Source organism: Microbacterium sufflavum (genome assembly GCF_023101165.1).
Lineage (GTDB): Bacteria > Actinomycetota > Actinomycetes > Actinomycetales > Microbacteriaceae > Microbacterium > Microbacterium sufflavum.
Genome location: NZ_CP078076.1, coordinates 2,012,176 through 2,029,818, shown reverse-complemented (window position 1 = coordinate 2,029,818; position 17,643 = coordinate 2,012,176). Strand labels below are relative to the sequence as shown.

The window sequence follows — 17,643 nt, the reverse complement described above, 5'->3', positions numbered from 1 at the left end:
GGATACGAGAAGGGGGCGGATGCCGCAGCATCCGCCCCCTTCTCGTATCTCAGCGCAGGGCGTCGACGATCTCGTTCAGCGTCGCGGACGGGCGCATGACAGCGGCCACGAGCTTCTCGTCCGGACGGTAGTAGCCGCCGATCTCGGCCGGCTTGCCCTGCACCGCGTTGAGCTCGGAGACGATGGCCTCCTCGTTCGCGGCGAGCTTCTCGGCGACCGGGGCGAATGCCGCGGCCAGCTCGGGGTCCTTCGTCTGCTTCGCCAGCTCCTGCGCCCAGTACAGGCCGAGGTAGAAGTGGCTGCCCCGGTTGTCGATCGTGCCGAGCGCCCGACCGGGCGAACGGTCTTCCTCCAGGAAGGTGCCGGTCGCGGCGTCGAGCGTCTCGGCGAGCACGCGGGCCTTCTCGTTGCCCGTGCGGTCGGCGAAGTGCTCGAGCGAGGCCGCGAGCGCGAAGAACTCGCCCAGCGAGTCCCAGCGCAGGTAGTTCTCCTCGACGAGCTGCTGCACGTGCTTCGGGGCGGAGCCGCCGGCGCCGGTCTCGAACAGCCCGCCGCCCGCGAGCAGCGGGACGATCGAGAGCATCTTGGCGCTCGTTCCGACCTCGAGGATCGGGAACAGGTCGGTCAGATAGTCGCGCAGCACGTTGCCGGTCACCGAGATGGTGTCCAGGCCATGACGCATGCGGGCGAGCGTGTAGCGCGTCGCCTCCTCCGGCGCGAGGATCGTGATCGTGAGCCCCTTGGTGTCGAGCGTCGCCAGACCCTGGTGCACCTTCGCGATGATCTGCGCGTCGTGCGAGCGGTTGGCGTCGAGCCAGAACACGGCGGGCGCTCCGGTCGCACGGGCGCGCGAGACCGCGAGCTTCACCCAGTCCATGACCGGGATGTGCTTCGTCTGGGTCGCGCGCCAGATGTCGCCCTTGCCGACCTCGTGCTCGATGAGCACGGTGCCCTCGCTGTCGAGCACCTGGACGATGCCGTCCTCCGCGATCTCGAAGGTCTTGTCGTGGCTGCCGTACTCCTCGGCCGCCTGCGCCATGAGCCCGACGTTCGGGACGGTGCCGATCGTGGCCGGGTCGAGCGGGCCGTTCGCGATCACGTCGTCGATGACCGCCTGGTAGACGCTCGCGTAGGAGGAGTCGGGGATCACGGCGATCGTGTCGGCCTCCTCGCCGTCCTTGCCCCACAGCTTCCCGCCGTTGCGGACGAGCGCGGGCATGGACGCGTCGACGATGACATCGCTCGGCACGTGGAGGTTCGTGATCCCCTTGTCGGAGTTCACGTACGACAGGCGCGGCCCCTCGGCGATGGCCTTGTCGAACGCGGCGGCGATCTCGTCGCCGTTCGCGACGTCGGCCAGCCCCGCGAGGATCGAGCCGAGGCCGTCGTTCGCGCTGAGTCCGGCTTCGGCCAGCTGCGTGCCGTACTGGTCGAAGACGTCCTTGAAGAACGCCTTCACGACGTGGCCGAAGATGATCGGGTCGCTGACCTTCATCATGGTGGCCTTGAGGTGCACCGAGTACAGCACGTCGTCCGCCTTGGCGGCCTCGAGCGTCTCGGCGAGGAAGGCGTCGAGCTCCTTCGCGGACAGGAAGGTGGCGTCGATGATCTCGCGCGGGAGGACCTTGAGGCCTTCCTTCAGGATCGTGACGGTGCCGTCCTTCGCGGTGTGACGGAACGAGAGGACGTCGTCATGGGCGGCGACCCACGAGCGCTCGTTGTGCTTGAAGTCGTCGTGACCGAGCGTGGCCACACGAGTCTTCGACCCCTCCGCGAACGGCTTGTTGCGGTGCGGGTGCTTCTTGGCGTAGTTCTTCACGGCCAGCGGGGCCCGGCGGTCGCTGTTGCCCTCGCGCAGCACCGGGTTCACCGCGGAACCCTTGATGCGGTCGTACCGCGCCCGCACGTCCTTCTCCTCGAGCGACGTGGGCTCGTCGGGGAAGTCGGGGATGTCGTATCCCTGCTGCTGCAGTTCGGCGATGGCGGCCTTGAGCTGCGGGATCGAGGCCGAGATGTTCGGCAGCTTGATGATGTTGGCCTCGGGAAGAGTGGCCAGGCCACCCAGCTCGGCCAGCGCGTCGCCGACCTGCTGCTCCGGCGCGAGCTTCTGCGGGAAGGCGGCGAGGATACGGCCGGCCAGGGAGATGTCCCGCGTCTCGACCTCGATGCCTGCCTGGCCGGTGTAGGCCTGGATGATGGGCAGGAACGAGGCGGTGGCCAGTGCCGGTGCCTCGTCGGTGTACGTGTAGATGATGGCGTCGTCGGTCACCGGGAGGTTCTCCGTTCACGGGGCGATTTGTCTCGATACCAAGATACCCCGAGCGCGCTCGACGCCCCGCCCGCCCGCTGGACGCCTCCCGCCGACGGTGTGCGCCCGCCTCCGCCGGTCCGAAAATGTTCAGCCGGGACGTGTCGAGTCCGCCGGGAGGGGCTAGCCTGGGGGCATGTCCGAACTGCGCATGGTCGAACTCTCCGCTGCGACGATCGTCGCCGTGAACAACCTGTCGCTCAAGCCCGGACAGGAGCAGTTCCTCGCTCCGGTGTCGTACGGCATCGCGGCAACCGTGATCAACCCGCAGACGTCGTGGCAGCGCGTCATCCTCGACCGCAACGAGGTCGTCGGCTTCGTCAGCGCGAACTTCGACGACGAGGCCCCCGAGGAGCACTTCCGCTCCGTGCTGTGGCGCATCAACGTCGACGCCGACGACCAGGGCCGCGGGGTCGGTCGCTTCGCGGTCGAGAGCCTCATCGAGGAGGCCCGCCGCCGCGGCGTCGACCACGTCAACGTCATCTACGAGGCGGGCGAGGAGGGGCCGGAGGCCTTCTTCCGCCGCGTCGGCTTCACCCCGGTCGGCGAGACGGCCTACGGCGAGGTCATCGCCGAGATCCGCGTCGAGCCCTGAGACCGGCGGCGGGGTCTCGAATCCCCTCCCCCATCGAGACCCCGTCGCCCCCGGCTGAGCCACCTCCCGTAGCGACTCAGCCCGTCCTCAGTAACGTGTTACCCCTTAGTTGGTATCGTTGTCGAGCCGCAGCTGCGGCCCCCCTCGAAGAAAGCGATACCCATGCTCACCATGCCTCTCTGCCTCTGCGCGCCCATCGAGACGACGGGAGCGACGCGATGATCACGCACGCCCTCGCTCCCGCGGCACTCGACGCCCTTTCCGCCCTCGCCGTGGGGCGCCGCGGCATCTACCGCGACGACGCGGCCTTCGACGACCTGCTGGCGTCGGCGACCGCCGCACTCGCCGCGGAGGACCCCGACACCGTCGCGGTCATCCGGCGCTTCGCGGCCGCCGACGTCCCCGACGGCGCAGTCCTCTTCACCGGCTTCACCGTGGACCAGGAGCAGATGGGGCGCACCCCGGAGGGGTGGCAGCTCGAGTTCCAGAATCAGGACCGGGACCCCGTCACGGAGGCCACGCTGCTCGCGCTCGCCGGAACCGCGGGGGAGATCTTCGCGTTCGCGCGCCAGCACGCCGGCGCCCAGATCCAGAACGTCGCGCCGGTGAAGGGCCACGAATACGACGCGGTCGGCACGGGCAGCCGCGGCTTGCTCGACTGGCACACGGAGGACGCGTTCGACGACGCCCACCCGCACTACGTGGGCCTGCTGTGCGTGCGCGGCGATGTGAACGCCGACACGGCCCTCGCTCCGATCGACCGCGTGGTCCTGAGCCCGGAAGACGAGCGGATCCTGCGCGAGCCCCGATTCCTGCACGGCATCGACAAGGCATCGGGCGGCACGGGACGCCCCGAGGACGGGGTCCGTGGACCGGTCCTGTACGGCGAGGACGGCGAGCGCTTCGTGCGCGTGGACATGGACTGCGCGGCCGCCGTCGAGGGCGACGAGGAGGCGGCCGCCGCGCTGCGGCGCTTCCACGACGCGGCGGACGCCGCCCGTATCGCCGTGAATCTGAAGGCGGGCGACCTGCTGCTGTTCGACAACCGTCGCGTGCTCCACGCCCGGACCAGCTTCGAGCCGCGCTACGACGGCACCGACCGCTGGCTCCAGCGCGTCATCATCACGGGTGACCCCGGCGCGTCGGCCGGACGCCGCACCCGTCGCCCCCGCGTCGTCGAGAACGACCCCGCCGGGCAGTGAGCTCGACCGTTCACGCCGGCGTGATCCGCCTCCGCTATCTGCTGGGTCGCGCACGGCGCATCGACGTGGGTTCGTTGATGCGCCGTGCGCGTGCGGTGGCGGCGCACCATGATCAGCGCACGGTTGCGGTGCTCGTCGACATGCTCAGGGAGGCGGCCTTCCACCAGGTCGGCTTCCAGGACTACGTCGACTACGACTTCGCGATGCTCACGGCGGCGGAGCGCCGCACCATGATGACGCATCCGCTGTCGAATCGACTGTCCTACCTGTTCGACCACGCCGACTACCGGCACATCTTCCACGACAAGTGGGAGTTCGTGCGCGTGTTCTCCGACCTGTTGGGGCGGGAGTGGATGCTGCTGGACAACGACAATGCGGACGCTCTGCGCTCGTTCGCGGACCGGCACCAGACGCTGATCACCAAGCAGCAGCTCGGGCGCTCCGGCCATGCGATCCACCGGTACCACGGCGCAGACGTCTCCGACTGGGACGCGTTCCACCACCGGCTGATGGAGAACGGCGAGCTGCTCGTCGAGGAGAACATCGTGCAGCACGACGCGCTGTCGGCGGTGTGCCCGGGGACCGTCAACTCCACGCGCATCACGGCGTTCTTCGACGGCCATCGGACGCATATCCTGTCCATCGCCCAGAAGTTCGGTCGCGGCCAGGCCGCCGACCAGATGGACTGGGGCGGCTTCTACACCATGCTCGACGCGGACACCGGGCGCGCCCTCGGCGACGGCTACGACTCGCACGGCAACGTCCACCGATTCCATCCCGACACGGGCTACCGGATCGCCGATTTCCAGTTGCCGCTGTACGACGAGGTGATCGCGCTGATCGACCGGGCTGCCCGCCGCGTGCCGCAGGTGCAGTACGTCGGATGGGACGTGGCGGTCACCCCGACGGGTCCGGTGATCATCGAGGGGAACTGGGGCACGGGCGTGTACGAGGTGAAGCCGAGCGTGCTCGGTATCCGCACCGGCCACCGGCCCCGGTTCCAGAAGGCGATGGGATTCTGAACGCCCTGATCCGTGCCCGCCTCTCCCGCGCCGCGCTCGCTTCGAACGCGCACCGTCAGGCGGCGGCGAGCGTCGGCGTCCCGGTGATCGACCTGCGCCGGGACGCGTGGGGACACGGCCTGACCTGGGTCGCGGGGATCGCGCACGACGCCGGTATCCGCCACGCGATCTTCGACGCCTCGGCCGGGCGCAGCGCGGCCCGGTCGGGCCTGACCCCGTGCGACGAGCCGGCGACGATCGATCCCGCGCGCCTGTTCGGCTGGCCCGGTGCGGACACGGAGCCCGTGATGCGCGTCGCCGGGCGGGTCCTCTCCACCAAGGAGCTGCGGGCGGGCGAAGGGGTGTCGTACAACCACACGCACCATGCGGGCACCGACACGCGTGTGGCGCTCGTGACCGGCGGGTTCGGCCACGGCATCCCCCGAGCGCTCGGGAACGAGGCCGACGTCGAGATCCGCGGCCGGCTGTTCCCGATCATCGGACGGGTGGCGATGGACGTGTGCGTCGTCGACATCGGTCACGCGCCGATCCGGCACGATGAGGAGGTCGTGTACTTCGGCGGGCCCGGTCCCGCGCGGCACATACTGGCCGACTGGACCCGCATCACCGGCTGGACGGCCGCCGAGCTCGTGTGCGCGCTCGGGCTGCGCGCCGCGCGAGAGGAGACACCATGACCCTCCCCCGACTGGTCGTGGATCTGCGCCGACTGCGCGCCAACATCCGCGAACTGCAGCGCCGGAGCGCGCCCGCCGAGGTCATGATGATCGTGAAGTGCGACGCGTACGGACACGGGCTCGAACGGGTCGTCACGGCTGCGGCCGCCGAAGGGGTGCGCTGGTTCGGGGCGTTCGACAGCGCCACCGCGGTGCGCGCGCGCGCCGCCGCCGGCCCCGACGCGCGGGTCTTCGCGTGGGTGACCATGACCCGGAGCGAGATCGCGGCGGCGGTGCGCGCGGGCGTCACCCTCGGGGTGGGTGACGCCGACTACCTGGAACGTATCGTCGAGGTGAATCAGCGTCGCCCGCAGCCCGTGCACCTCAAGATCGACACGGGTCTGCATCGCAGCGGGATCCGCCCCGAGCAGTGGACCGAGGTGGTCCGGCGGGCGGCGGAGCTGGAGGCCGCGGGAGCGATCAGGGTCGAGGGCATCTGGAGCCACATCGCCGAGGTGAGCGACCGCGACGACGACCTGGCGCGAGCCGCGTTCCGGGACGCGGTGCAGCGGGCGGAGGCGCTGGGCCTCACGCCGACCGTGCGGCATCTGGCTGCCAGCGCCGCGGGGGCCGCCCGCTCCGAGTTCCGCTTCGACCTGGTGCGCTTCGGGGCCTTCGCGTACGGGATCCGGTCGGTGGGGGCGCCGCCGCCGGACGACATCGCCCTCGCCTCCACGCTGCTCGCCCCGGTGATCCGCGTGGACGCCGAGGCCGTCACGATCGGGATCGGCAGTCTCGACGGCCTCCCCTCGACCCTCGCCGGCTGCTTCGAGGTCGGGACGGCCGCCGGGGCCAGACGCGTGCTGCGGATCGGGCCGACCGAGAGCGTGGTGCGCCCCTGGCCGCGGGCGGCGATCGGCGAGGAGGTGGCCGTGTGGGGGCCGGGCGCCCGCGGGGAGCTCGACGCGACGAGCCTGGCCGAACTCATCGGCACGGTCGGTGAAGAGCTCCTGGTGCGGCTCTCCCCGCTGATCACGCGCGAGTACCGAGCCGGGCGTCGACCCGGTGCGGGCTGATCAGGCGTCGTCGTCCGACCGGGGGCGGCTGCGGCGGCTGCTCCACGCGGCCAGTGCCGAGGCGGCGGCTCCCGCGGCTCGGTCGATCGCCTCGACCGAGCGGTTCACCATGTCGTGCGCGGCGTCCTGCCACGCGGGAGTGGTCGGCGCCTCCCCCGCGTGCACCCTGGCCGCATGCTCCGCCGCCTCGAACGCGCGCTCCAGCTCCGCGACCGCGTCGCGGTAGGCGGCGAACTCCGCCGCCGTGATCCGCCCCGTGGTGCCGCGGCGCGCCTCCACCGCCGTGCCCGCGGCACGCAGGTAGGCGGCGGTCTCCGGGCGCTTGACGTCGGTCATCGCCGGATACGCGATCTGCAGCGCAGGGTCGGTCTCGTACCGCATCCACCGGGCCGTGACCGCGTCGTGCTCGGCGTACAGCCGCTCCAGCGGCCGCGGCGCCGAGCCGGCCGGGATCGCCGCACGGGCCGCGTTCACCCGCACCCGCCGAGCCCGCACCTCCGCCGACGCCGCGCGTGCGTCGCGCTCCCGCTCCCGCAGCATCCGTCGCGCCCCCGCGACCTGCTCGGCCGTGGCCCGCTGCGCGGCGCGCTCCGCCGTGACCCTCGCGAGATCGGCGCGCGCGATCTTCAGCGTCGTGCGCCGAGCGACCGCCGTCTGCTGCGCGATCCGCAGATCATGTCGGGCCGCGTCGTACTCGAGCCGCCGCCCGCTCCGTGTGCTGCGGCGGCGCAGCCCGATCGCACCAGCGGTCGCGCCGGCGGCGGCGGTCGGCGCGATCCACCACCACTCGGCGAGGAGCAGCACGGGGTCCATACCTCGATGCTACCGACCCGTACCGACGGCGGCGATGCGCCGAGGGCCCGGCCTCCACGGGGAGACCGGGCCCTCCGCGCACGCGGACGCCGTCAGACGAGCGTCTCCTGCCACGCGGCGTGCAGCTGCGCGAACTTGCCGGAGCCGCCGATGAGCGCCTCCGGGGTGTCGTCCTCGATGATGCGGCCGTGCTCCATCACGAGCACCCGGTCGGCGATCGCGACCGTCGACAGCCGATGCGCGATGATGATCGCCGTCCGGTCAGCGAGCAGCGTCTGCAGCGCGTCCTGGATCAGCCGCTCCGACGGGATGTCGAGCGAGGCGGTGGCCTCGTCGAGGATGAGCACCGCCGGGTCGGCGAGGAAGGCGCGCGAGAACGAGATCAGCTGTCGCTGCCCCGCCGAGACGCGCCCACCGCGCTTGTTCACGTCGGTGTTGTAGCCGTCGGGCAGCGCCGAGATGAAGCCGTCGGCGCCCACCGCGCGGGCGGCGGCCTTGATCTCGTCGAGCGAGGCGTCCGGCTTGCCCAGGGCGATGTTGTCCGCGACCGTCCCGCTGAACAGGTACGCCTCCTGCGTGACCATCACGATCGCACGACGGAGGTCCTTCGGGTGCAGCGAGCGCAGGTCGACGCCGTCGAGGGTCACCCGACCCTCCGAGGGGTCGTAGAAGCGCGAGACGAGCTTGGCCAGCGTCGACTTGCCCGCACCGGTCGTCCCCACGAGGGCGATCGTCTGCCCGGCCGGGATGTCGAGCGAGAAGTTCGGGAGGATCGTCTTCTCGCCGTTGTACCCGAACGTGACCTCGTCGAACTCGACGTGTCCGCGCGACTCCCACAGGTCCACCGGCTTCTCGGGGTCGGGCACCGTCGGCACCTCCTCGAGCACGCCGGACACCTTCTCCAGCGCCGCGGTCGCGGACTGGTAGGAGTTCAGGAACATCGCGATCTCCTGCATCGGCGCGAAGAAGTTGCGCACATACAGCACGGCGGACAGCAGCACGCCGACCGTGAGGGCCCCCGTCGACACCCGGATGCCGCCCCACAGCACGACGATCCCGAGCACCAGAGCCGCGACGCCCATGAGCCCCGGCTCGAACGTGCCGAACAGCAGCATCGAGCGGCGGTTCACGTCGCGGTAGTCGCCGGCGACCTGCTGGAACGCCTCGTCGTTGCGCGGCTCCTTGCGGAACGCCTTCACCGCGCGGATGCCGGTCATGGTCTCCACGAACTGCACGATGACCTTGGCGCTGATCACGCGCGACTCGCGGTACACCAGCTGCGAGCGCGAGTAGAACCAGCGCATCAGGAAGAACAGCGGCACCCCGCCGAGCGCGAGGATGAGGCCGGACTGCCAGTCCCACACGCACAGCGCGATGAAGGTGAACAGGCCGAACAGCACGCCCGACACGAGCTCATTCAGGCCGCCGTCCAGCAGCTCCCTGATCGAGTCGAGGTCGCTCGTCTGTCGCGAGATGATGCGCCCCGAGGTGTACGACTCGTGGAACTCCAGGCTCAGCCGCTGGGTGTGCAGGAAGATGCGCTTGCGCAGATCGAGCAGGATCGCCTGCGTCAGCTTCGCCGCGATGATCACGTACCAGGCGATCAGGGCGGCCGCGAGCGCACCGGCCAGCAGGTAGATCCCGCCCACCACGAACGTCGGCATCCAGTCGGCGTTCTCGATCACGGCCGGCAGTGCACGGTCGAGCCCGATGCTGATCAGGATCGGACCGGCGACCTGCAGCGCCGTCGAGATCACGAGCACCACCGCGGCGAGCACGATCTGCGGCTTGAGCGGCCGCACGAGCGAGCCGAGCAGTCGCAGCGACCGCTTGCGGATCGCCCTGCTCTCCTCGCGGGTCAGGCGGGAACGGTCCTCGTCCTGGGTGCCGGTGAGCGTAGAGCTCATCGCTGCACCTCCTTCTCGCTCATCAGATCGTCGTCGGCGGCGTCCTCCCGGAGGCCGTCCTGCACCGCATCGTGGATCTCCGCCTCGGTGTCGCGGATGACCGGGATCGCGCCGGTGCGCGCCGCCTCCTCGGCCTCCAGGCTCGAGATGACGTGACGGTAGTGGCGGCTGGTCTTCAGCAGCTCCGCGTGCGTGCCGACCGCGGTGACCCTGCCGGCCTCCAGCAGCGCGACCCGGTCGGCCAGGGCGACCGTCGACGGGCGGTGCGCCACGATCAGCGCCGTGGTGTCGGCCAGCACGTGCCGCAGGGCCTCCTCCACCAGGGCCTCGGTGTCGACGTCGAGCGCCGACAGCGGGTCGTCGAGCACGAGGACCTTGGGCGCGGCGGCGACGGCACGCGCGAGCGCTAGACGCTGCCGCTGCCCGCCGGACAAGCTCAGGCCCTCCTCGCCGATCACCGTCTCGACCCCCTCCGGCAGCGTGTCGACGAACGACGCCTGGGCGACGTCGAGGGCCTCGCGCAGCACGCGCTCCCCCTCGTCGCTGTGCATGTCGAGGTCGGCGCGTCCGAGCAGCACGTTCTCCCGCACCGACGCCGAGAACAGCGTCGCGTCCTCGAACGCCATCGCGATGTGCCGACGCAGCTCCGCAAGCGGCAGGTCGCGCACATCGACGCCGTCGAGAGTGACCCGTCCGCCCGTCACGTCGTACAGCCGCGTGGGGAGCGTCGTGAGCGTGGTCTTGCCGCTTCCGGTCAGGCCGACGAGCGCCATGGTCTCGCCGGGCCGCAGCACGAGGTCGATGCCGTCGAGCAGGTCGCGCTCGTCGGCACCCGCGTCCTGGTAGCGGAAGTGCGCGCTCTCGAACGCGAGCTCGCCCCGCGGCTCGTCGATGTGCACCGGGTGCTCCGGGTCCGTGATGGTGTTGGTCTCGGAGAAGATCTCGAACACGCGGTCGGTCGCCGTGCGGGCGTCGAGCATGAACGAGAACAGGAAGCCGATCGACTCGATGGGCCAGCGCAGCACCACGGCCATCGCGAAGAAGGCGAACAGCTCGGCCTCGGTGATCGCGCCCTGCGAGATCAGCCAGATGCCCGACATCAGGCTCAGGCCGAACGCGATCTGCGGCATCAGGTCGAGCCAGAACCAGATGGACGCGATCGCGCCGGCCTTGCTCATCTCGGTCTCGCGCAGCGTCTCCGCCTGACGGCTGAAGCGACGCAGGGCGTGCTTGCCGCGGCCGAACGCCTTCAGCACGCGGATGCCGTGCACGCTCTCCTCGACGCTCGTGGCGAGGTCGCCCGCCTGGTCCTGACTGCGGCGGGTGAGGGCGCCGTAGCGCTTCTCGAACAGGTAGCCGCGGATCCACAGCGGGATCGCGGTCACCAGGAAGATCGTGCCCAGCAGCCAGTGCCAGCGGAACAGCAGCACCGAGCCGATGATGATCGTGAGCACGTTGACCACGAGCAGCACGAGGCCGAACGCGAGCCAGCGGCGGATGAGACCGATGTCCTGCATCATGCGGCTCAGCAGCTGACCCGACTGCCAGCGGTCATGGAACGCGACCGGCAGCGTCTGCAGCCGCGAGTACAGCTCCGTGCGCATCGTGTACTCGACCTGCGTGGCGGGGAACAGCACGAACTGACGGCGGAGCCACACCATGAGCGCCTCGCCGAGGGCCAGGGCGAACACGGCGGCCGCGCCCCACACGATCGCATCGATGTGACCGGAGCGGACCGGTCCGCCGATGATCTGCTCGAGCACGATCGGGATCATCAACGCGATGAGAGCGGCGGCGAGAGCGCTCGCGGCCCCTCCGGCGAGACGCCAGACGACCGGCCTCACGAAGGGCTTGAGCCGCCACAGCGCGGCGGGGGTGGACAGGGTGGACGACGGATTGTGCGCGGAAGACGAGGAAGACATGTCTCTCAGAGGAGTCGAGGCGAAACGAAGAGGAAGAGGGACGGATGCGAGAGCGGGCTCCTGGAGCCCGGCATCCGGTGCAGAACGGGGGCGGCGGCTCTAGGAGAGCGGGCGCACCGGGGTCGAGCCGAGAGTGGCGATCTGCGCGGCGGCGATCGTGGTCATGGTGTCCTCCTCATGGGCTCGGCGAGGTCGTCCGGTTGGCGCGACAGCCCATCAGCCTATTCCTGTGAACCAGCTGGGCGCAAGAGGAATTCCCGCGGCAGCCGAAAGCCCCGTCCTGCGTGGAGACGGGGCGGGGCTTCGGACGGCTCAGCGCGCGGCGCTCTCACGGGCCAGGAGGCTCTGCTTCACGGCGAGACCCCACGCGAAGCCGCCCAGCGAGCCGTCGGTGCGCAGCACCCGATGGCACGGGACGTACAGGGCCGGGGCGTTGCGGGCGCAGATCGACGCCGCCGCGCGCACCGCGTTCGGATTGCCGAGGCGCGCGGCGAAGCCCGTGTAGGTGAGCGGCCGACCCGGCTCGATGCCGCGCAGCGCATCCCACCCCGCGCGCTGGAGAGCGGTTCCGGTCTGCTTCACCGCGACGGCGTCGATCGCCGACACGTCACCGGCGTAATAGGCCAGGGCGGCAGCCGCCGCGTCGGTCTCGGCGTCGCGCAGCTCCTCCGGACGGGCGGCGGCGGAGAGGCGACCGAGGATCGCCTCCACGTCGTCGGTCCACCCGGAGGCGAGGACGCGCTGCTCGGCGTCGGCCAGGATCGTGAACGGGCCGTCCGGGGTGTCGATGGTCTGGATCAGGGCGGTCATGGCGTCTCCTTCATCTGGGTCTCGTCGTCGGTCGCGGCCGCGCGGGCGGCAGGCGACCGCGGTCCCGCGGGGCGCTGGGGTGCCGCACGCCACAGGTGCGCGCTGAGGTAGCTCCGCCAGGGGGCCGTGCGCTCGGCCCAGGCGACCAGGGGCTTCGGCTCGCCGGGGAGTCCCACCGCCGCCGCGCCCGCGCGCAGCGCGACATCGCCGGGGAGCAGGATGTCGGGGTCGCCGAGCACACGCATCCGCACGTAGTCCGCCGTCCACGGTCCGATCCCCGGCATGGCCAGCAGGGCCGCGCGCTGCTCCGCGCCGTCATCGCCCACGGTCAGCGTCAGGCTGCCGTCGGCGAGGGCCGCGGCGGCCCCCGTGACCGCGCGGATCCGGGCCGCGGGGCCCCGCAGCACCTCGGCCCCGTGCTCCGCGATCGCGGTCATGGTGGGGAACAGCAGCCCCTCGGGTGTCCTCTCCCCCAGCGCCTCGGTGAGTGCGGTGAGCGCGGTGCGGGCGGCGACGACGGTGATCTGCTGCCCGATCATCGCCCGGATCAGCATCTCGTGCGGATCCGCGGCCCCGGGCACCCGGATCCCCGGCGTGCGTGCGACCAGCGCCGCCAGCGACGGATGCGCGGCCAGGGCCTCGTCGATCGCGAGGGGGTCGGCGTCGAGGTCGAACAGGCGCCGCGCGGTCGACACCAGCGGCGCCAGGTCGCTCAGGCGTGCGACGCGAGCCCGCAGCCGCAGCCGCTCGCCGTCCTGCCGCACCTCGAACCACGCGGGGCCGCCCGGCATGCGCAGGTGGCGCGCGAACGCGTCGGACCGCGCCTCCTCGACCCCCGCGACCGCCCTGGCCGCCATCCATGCGAACACCCCGGCCGCGTCGAACGGGCCGCGGTACGGCAGGGCCAGGTCGATCGCCCCCGGCACGTCGGACGCCGGAGTGCGTCGCCGCGCCCGCAGCTCGCCCGGCGTGAGGCCGAACACCTCGCGGATCGTGTCGTTGCACTGGCGGATGCTCTGGAACCCCGCGGCGAACGCCACATCCGCCACCGGCATGTCCGTGCCCACGAGCAGCATGCGGGCCGTGTGCGCGCGGTGCGCCCTGGCGAGCGCGAGCGGGCCCGCGCCGAGCTCGGTCGTCAGCAGCCGCGTGAGGTGCCGGCTGGAGTAACCCAGGCGGGCGGCGAGGCCCGGCACGCCCTCACGCTCCACGACCCCGGTCGCGATCAGCCGCATGGCGCGCGCCGCCGTGTCTCCGCGCACGTCCCACGCGGGCGACCCCGGTGCGGCCTCGGGCAGGCAGCGCTTGCAGGCGCGGTAGCCGGCCTCATGCGCGGCCGCACTCGTGGGATAGAACGTGACGTTCTGCGGCTTCGGGGTGCGGGCAGGGCAGCTCGGCCGGCAGTAGATCCCGGTCGAGCGGACCGCGGTCACGAACTGCCCGTCGAAGCGGGTGTCGCGCGCACTGATGGCGCGGTACCGCTCGTCGAAGTCGATCACGGGGAGGCTCATGTCCTCCACTCTGCCACCGACCACCGACCACGGCTGGCGGAAATCGGACACGACAGTGAAGGCCCCGGAGACGACGGAACCCGCCCTCCCGAGGAGAGCGGGTCCCGGACGCGGATGCGCGGAGGTCAGTGGAAGAAGTGACGCTCCCCGGTGAAGAACATCGTCACGCCCGCCTTGCGCGCGGCGTCGACGACCTCCTCGTCGCGCACCGACCCACCCGGCTGCACGATCGCGGTGACACCCGCGTCGATGAGCACCTGCGCACCGTCGGCGAACGGGAAGAAGGCATCGGAGGCGGCGACCGATCCGGCCGCCCTGTCGCCCGCTCGCTCGACCGCGAGGCGGCACGAGTCGACGCGGTTGACCTGACCCATGCCGACGCCGACCGTGGCGTTGTCCTTCGCCAGCACGATCGCGTTCGACTTCACGGCGCGGCAGGCCTTCCACGCGAAGATCAGGTTCTCCATCTCCTCGTCGCTCGGACGCTCACCCGACACCAGCTCCCAGTCCTTCGCGACCGACACGATGTCGTCGGGGAAGCGGTCGGCGTCCTGCAGCAGCAGCCCGCCCGACACCAGCCGCACGTCCATGCGCTCCTGCTGCCAGTCCTCGGGCAGCTGCAGCAGACGCAGGTTCTTCTTGGCCTTGAACACCTCGAGCGCGGCGGGCTCGAACGACGGCGCGACGATGACCTCGGTGAAGATGTCCTTCAGGTTCTCGGCCATCTTCAGCGTGACGGTGCCGTTCGCGGCGATGACCCCGCCGTACGCCGAGACCGGGTCGCACTCGTGTGCGCGCAGGTGGGCGCTGGCGATCGGGTCGAGCGCGTTCGGCGCGGTCGTGGCGATCCCGCACGGGTTCGCGTGCTTGATGATCGCGACGGCGGGCTTGATCATGTCGTACGCGGCGCGCAGCGCGGCATCCGCGTCGACGTAGTTGTTGTACGACATCTCCTTGCCCTGCAGCTGCGTGGCCTGGGCGATGCCGTGGCCGCCGGCGCGGGTGTAGATGGCCCCGCGCTGGTGCGAGTTCTCGCCGTAGCGGAGGGTCGCGAGGCGCTCGGCCTGGATCGTGAGGTGTGCGGGGAGATCGCCGGGCTCGGTGAGCGTGCCCTCGGCGAACCACTGCGCCACGGCCGTGTCGTAGGCGGCGGTGTGGGCGAAGGCGCGCGCGGCGAGCTCACGGCGCTGGCCGAGCGTGGTGCCGCCGTCGGCGACGGCCGACACGATCGCCGGGTAGGACTCGGGCGAGACCACGATCGCGACGTTCGCGTGGTTCTTCGCCGCAGCGCGGACCATGGCGGGCCCGCCGATGTCGATCTGCTCCACCACGTCGTCGCCCACGGCGCCGGAGGCCACGGTCTCCACGAACGGGTACAGGTTCACCACCACCAGCTCGAACGGGGCGATGTCGAGCTCCGCGAGCTGGCGCTCGTGGTCCTCGAGGCGCAGGTCGGCGAGCAGGCCGCCGTGCACCTTGGGGTGCAGCGTCTTCACGCGGCCGTCGAGCATCTCGGCCACGCCCGTGACCGCGGCCACGTCGGTGACCTCGAAGCCGGCGTCGCGGATGGTCGAGGCGGTCGAGCCGGTCGACACGATCTCGACCCCGGCGTCGGCGAGGGCCGCGGCGAGCACGAGCAGATCGGTCTTGTCACTGACCGAGACGAGGGCGCGCCGGATCGGCACGGTGTCGCGATCGCGGTAGAGCGTGGGGTCGTGGCGGGGGCCGGCCATGATGGGCTCCTTCGTGCGGGGCGTGCGGGGGTTCGGGGGGGGGTCAGGTCAGGACGAGATCGCCGGTCGCGATGCGACGGACGACGTCGATGAGCAGGCGGCGCTCGACGGGCTTGATGCGCTCGTGCAGGGTGTGCTCGGTGTCGTCGGCGCGGATCGGGACGCGCTCCTGCGCCAGGATCGGCCCGGTGTCCACGCCGTCGTCGACCACGATCACGCTCGCCCCGGTCTCGCGCACCCCGGCCGCGAGGGCGTCGCGCACTCCGTGTGCGCCGGGGAACTCCGGGAGGTACGCGGGGTGCGTGTTGATGATCCGCGGGGCGTACGCGGCGACCAGCGACGCGGGCAGCAGACGCATGAGGCCGCTGAGGACCACCAGGTCGGGGTTCCACACCGCCAGCTGCCTGCCGAGCTCCTCGCCCCAGGCCTCGCGGCTCTCGTGCTCGTGCCACGGGACGGTGAAGCTGGGGATGCCGAACTCCTCGGCGTGCGCCAGCCCCTCTGCTTCGCGATCCGCGCCGACGACGACCACCCTGGCCGGGAAATCGGGGTGACGAGCGGCCTCGAGGAGGGCGCGAAGGTTCGAGCCGGCGCCCGAGATGAGAACGGCGACCGTGAGCACGCGCCCAGTCTACCGGCGCATGCGGACCGCCCTGCGCGGGCGGCTGCGCGGGCGGCGGGACTCAGCCGCGCCGGTCGCGGTCGTCGCCGTCGGGCAGCGGCGGGACGCGCAGGTCGCCGAGCGGCGCGGTGTCGTCGGTGAGGGACGGCCACGCGGTCGGCTCGGCGGGAAGCGGACCGCGGTCGCGCTCGGCCTCGGTCATCTCGGCGAGCCAGCGGTCGGTGCGCTCCTCCGCGAGTTCCTCACGGTTGCGCGGTGCGAGCAGCAGGATCGCCGCGCCCACCAGCACCTCGGCGCCGAGCGCGAGGGCGAAGGGCAGCACGGCGGGACCGACGACGCCCAGGCGCCCCGGCCCCATCGACCCGTTCGCGAGCTCGGCCGCGAGCCCCGCGACTCCCGCCGTCACCGCGGCGATGCCCACGGCGATCACGGCGCGCTGCAGCAGCCCGAGCGGTGTGGCCTCCCAGACGAGCCGGGAGCGCACGGCCCAGCCCGCGAACGCGCCGGCCGCGACGGGGACGAGCACCACGATCAGCATCCACATGGAGGTGTTCTCCGGCAGTAGCCCGAACACGGGGATGCCGGGGACCACGCCGAGCTGGGTGCCGGCGGGCGACACCGCGGTGCCGGCGCCGACCGCAAAGCCGGGACCGGCGAGCCACGCCGCCGCCCACACGATCAGGGTGGGCAGATACGCCAGCTGCGCGAGCGTGAGCACGGTGGCGCCGAGCGCGTCGACGCGCGCACCCTGGAACAGCGCGACCACGTCACCGCCGCGGGTCAGCACCGACAGGGCCACGGCGAGCGCCGCCGCTCCGGTCACGCCGACCAGGACGAAGGCCGCACCCCGGACGATCGCCGCGGGCACGGGAGCCCAGTCCTCCCGCGCGTCGAGGCGGTCGTGCAGGCGGTCGAGGAGGCCGCCGTCGCCGTCGTCCCAGGCCACCCGGACGGCGCCGCAGACGGCGCCCACCAGATAGACGGCGGCGGGCAGCAGGATCGCGAGCGGCAGCGGCGTGCGCACCGCATCGAGCCGTGCCGTCAGCGCGACCAGTGTGGAGATCGCGGCGAACACGGCGGAGCCGGACAGGGCACCCAGCAGCCACGCCCCCGCGTGGGCGGCGCGCGCTCCGGAGCGCGCGGCGAACAGGAGCGTGAAGAACAGCAGCAGCAGGGGCGTGATCGACACCGCGAACGATGCGGCCTGCGCGGGGATGCCCAGCGTGACGAGGAGCTCGTCCGGGATCGTGACCTCGAGCGGGACGCCGTGCCCGAACTCCCAGAGCGTGCCCGTGAGGGGCCAGAGCGCACCCCAGTCGGCCGTGACGCCGAACGCGACCGTCCACAGCAGCGTCAGCGGCGCCAGGAGCACGGCCAGTCCGACCGCGGCCGCGATGGCGGCGTCGAAGGCGGCGAGGAGCGCGACGAGGAGGCGTTGCATAGCGATTCGAGACTACGACGAGTTGCCG

At 71.8% G+C, this 17,643-nt stretch carries 14 protein-coding genes; 5 read left to right on the top strand and 9 right to left on the bottom strand.

Features of this window, described 5'->3' with window-relative positions:
* Positions 1-49: 49 nt before the first annotated feature.
* Positions 50-2,269, bottom strand: coding sequence for an NADP-dependent isocitrate dehydrogenase (locus tag KV394_RS09950; RefSeq protein WP_136044221.1), 2,220 nt, complete (start codon positions 2,267-2,269; stop codon positions 50-52).
* A gap of 175 nt (positions 2,270-2,444) precedes the next feature.
* Here KV394_RS09950 and KV394_RS09945 point away from each other — a divergent pair, with 175 nt between their 5' ends.
* The 5 genes from KV394_RS09945 to KV394_RS09925 all read left to right on the top strand — a co-directional run bounded on the left by KV394_RS09945 (position 2,445) and on the right by KV394_RS09925 (position 6,856).
* Positions 2,445-2,903, top strand: a complete 459-nt coding sequence (locus KV394_RS09945; RefSeq protein ID WP_136031001.1) for a GNAT family N-acetyltransferase — start codon at positions 2,445-2,447, stop codon at positions 2,901-2,903.
* A 218-nt stretch (positions 2,904-3,121) separates the two neighbouring features.
* Positions 3,122-4,105, top strand: a complete 984-nt coding sequence (locus KV394_RS09940) for a TauD/TfdA family dioxygenase (RefSeq protein ID WP_136031003.1) — start codon at positions 3,122-3,124, stop codon at positions 4,103-4,105.
* A complete protein-coding gene (locus tag KV394_RS09935; protein WP_247981355.1) occupies positions 4,102-5,127 on the top strand; it encodes a sugar-transfer associated ATP-grasp domain-containing protein in 1,026 nt (341 codons plus the stop codon). The genes KV394_RS09940 and KV394_RS09935 overlap by 4 nt, the downstream gene beginning before the upstream one ends.
* A gap of 83 nt (positions 5,128-5,210) precedes the next feature.
* On the top strand, positions 5,211-5,801 hold the full coding sequence (locus KV394_RS09930) for an alanine racemase C-terminal domain-containing protein (RefSeq protein WP_247981354.1): 591 nt from the start codon (positions 5,211-5,213) through the stop codon (positions 5,799-5,801).
* A complete protein-coding gene (locus KV394_RS09925; protein WP_247981353.1) occupies positions 5,798-6,856 on the top strand; it encodes an alanine racemase in 1,059 nt (352 codons plus the stop codon). The genes KV394_RS09930 and KV394_RS09925 overlap by 4 nt, the downstream gene beginning before the upstream one ends.
* Here the strand turns inward: KV394_RS09925 and KV394_RS09920 are convergent, their stop codons facing one another.
* The 8 genes from KV394_RS09920 to KV394_RS09885 form a co-directional block, all read right to left on the bottom strand.
* Positions 6,857-7,669 (bottom strand): hypothetical protein, encoded by an 813-nt coding sequence (locus KV394_RS09920; protein WP_136031008.1) that lies wholly within the window; start codon positions 7,667-7,669, stop codon positions 6,857-6,859.
* 92 nt (positions 7,670-7,761) lie between these two features.
* Positions 7,762-9,576 (bottom strand): ABC transporter ATP-binding protein, encoded by a 1,815-nt coding sequence (locus tag KV394_RS09915; protein WP_247981352.1) that lies wholly within the window; start codon positions 9,574-9,576, stop codon positions 7,762-7,764.
* Positions 9,573-11,498, bottom strand: coding sequence for an ABC transporter ATP-binding protein (locus tag KV394_RS09910; protein ID WP_247981351.1), 1,926 nt, complete (start codon positions 11,496-11,498; stop codon positions 9,573-9,575). Before KV394_RS09910 ends, KV394_RS09915 begins: the two co-directional genes overlap by 4 nt.
* A gap of 312 nt (positions 11,499-11,810) precedes the next feature.
* Complete coding sequence (locus tag KV394_RS09905) at positions 11,811-12,308, bottom strand: methylated-DNA--[protein]-cysteine S-methyltransferase (protein ID WP_136045942.1); 498 nt, start codon at positions 12,306-12,308, stop codon at positions 11,811-11,813.
* On the bottom strand, positions 12,305-13,819 hold the full coding sequence (locus KV394_RS09900) for a DNA-3-methyladenine glycosylase 2 family protein (RefSeq protein WP_247981350.1): 1,515 nt from the start codon (positions 13,817-13,819) through the stop codon (positions 12,305-12,307). The genes KV394_RS09905 and KV394_RS09900 overlap by 4 nt, the downstream gene beginning before the upstream one ends.
* Before the next feature lie 125 nt (positions 13,820-13,944).
* Complete coding sequence (gene purH, locus KV394_RS09895; protein WP_136031019.1) at positions 13,945-15,552, bottom strand: bifunctional phosphoribosylaminoimidazolecarboxamide formyltransferase/IMP cyclohydrolase; 1,608 nt, start codon at positions 15,550-15,552, stop codon at positions 13,945-13,947.
* Positions 15,553-15,595: 43 nt separating this feature from the next.
* Positions 15,596-16,174: a phosphoribosylglycinamide formyltransferase gene (gene purN, locus KV394_RS09890; protein WP_136031021.1), complete on the bottom strand. Its 579-nt coding sequence runs from the start codon at positions 16,172-16,174 to the stop codon at positions 15,596-15,598.
* Between the two features lie 61 nt (positions 16,175-16,235).
* The gene (locus KV394_RS09885; protein WP_247981349.1) at positions 16,236-17,615 is read right to left on the bottom strand and encodes a cell division protein PerM; all 1,380 of its coding nucleotides are present in this window, start codon (positions 17,613-17,615) and stop codon (positions 16,236-16,238) included.
* Positions 17,616-17,643 lie beyond the last annotated feature (28 nt).

Coding starts and splice junctions, on each gene's coding strand:
- KV394_RS09945 (WP_136031001.1), top strand. CDS start 2,445: ATGTCCGAACTGCGCATGGTCGAACTCTCCGCTGCGACGATCGTCGCC.
- KV394_RS09940 (WP_136031003.1), top strand. CDS start 3,122: ATGATCACGCACGCCCTCGCTCCCGCGGCACTCGACGCCCTTTCCGCC.
- KV394_RS09925 (WP_247981353.1), top strand. CDS start 5,798: ATGACCCTCCCCCGACTGGTCGTGGATCTGCGCCGACTGCGCGCCAAC.
- KV394_RS09920 (WP_136031008.1), bottom strand. CDS start 7,669: ATGGACCCCGTGCTGCTCCTCGCCGAGTGGTGGTGGATCGCGCCGACC.
- KV394_RS09915 (WP_247981352.1), bottom strand. CDS start 9,576: ATGAGCTCTACGCTCACCGGCACCCAGGACGAGGACCGTTCCCGCCTG.
- KV394_RS09910 (WP_247981351.1), bottom strand. CDS start 11,498: ATGTCTTCCTCGTCTTCCGCGCACAATCCGTCGTCCACCCTGTCCACC.
- KV394_RS09905 (WP_136045942.1), bottom strand. CDS start 12,308: ATGACCGCCCTGATCCAGACCATCGACACCCCGGACGGCCCGTTCACG.
- KV394_RS09900 (WP_247981350.1), bottom strand. CDS start 13,819: ATGAGCCTCCCCGTGATCGACTTCGACGAGCGGTACCGCGCCATCAGT.
- purH (WP_136031019.1), bottom strand. CDS start 15,552: ATGGCCGGCCCCCGCCACGACCCCACGCTCTACCGCGATCGCGACACC.
- KV394_RS09885 (WP_247981349.1), bottom strand. CDS start 17,615: ATGCAACGCCTCCTCGTCGCGCTCCTCGCCGCCTTCGACGCCGCCATC.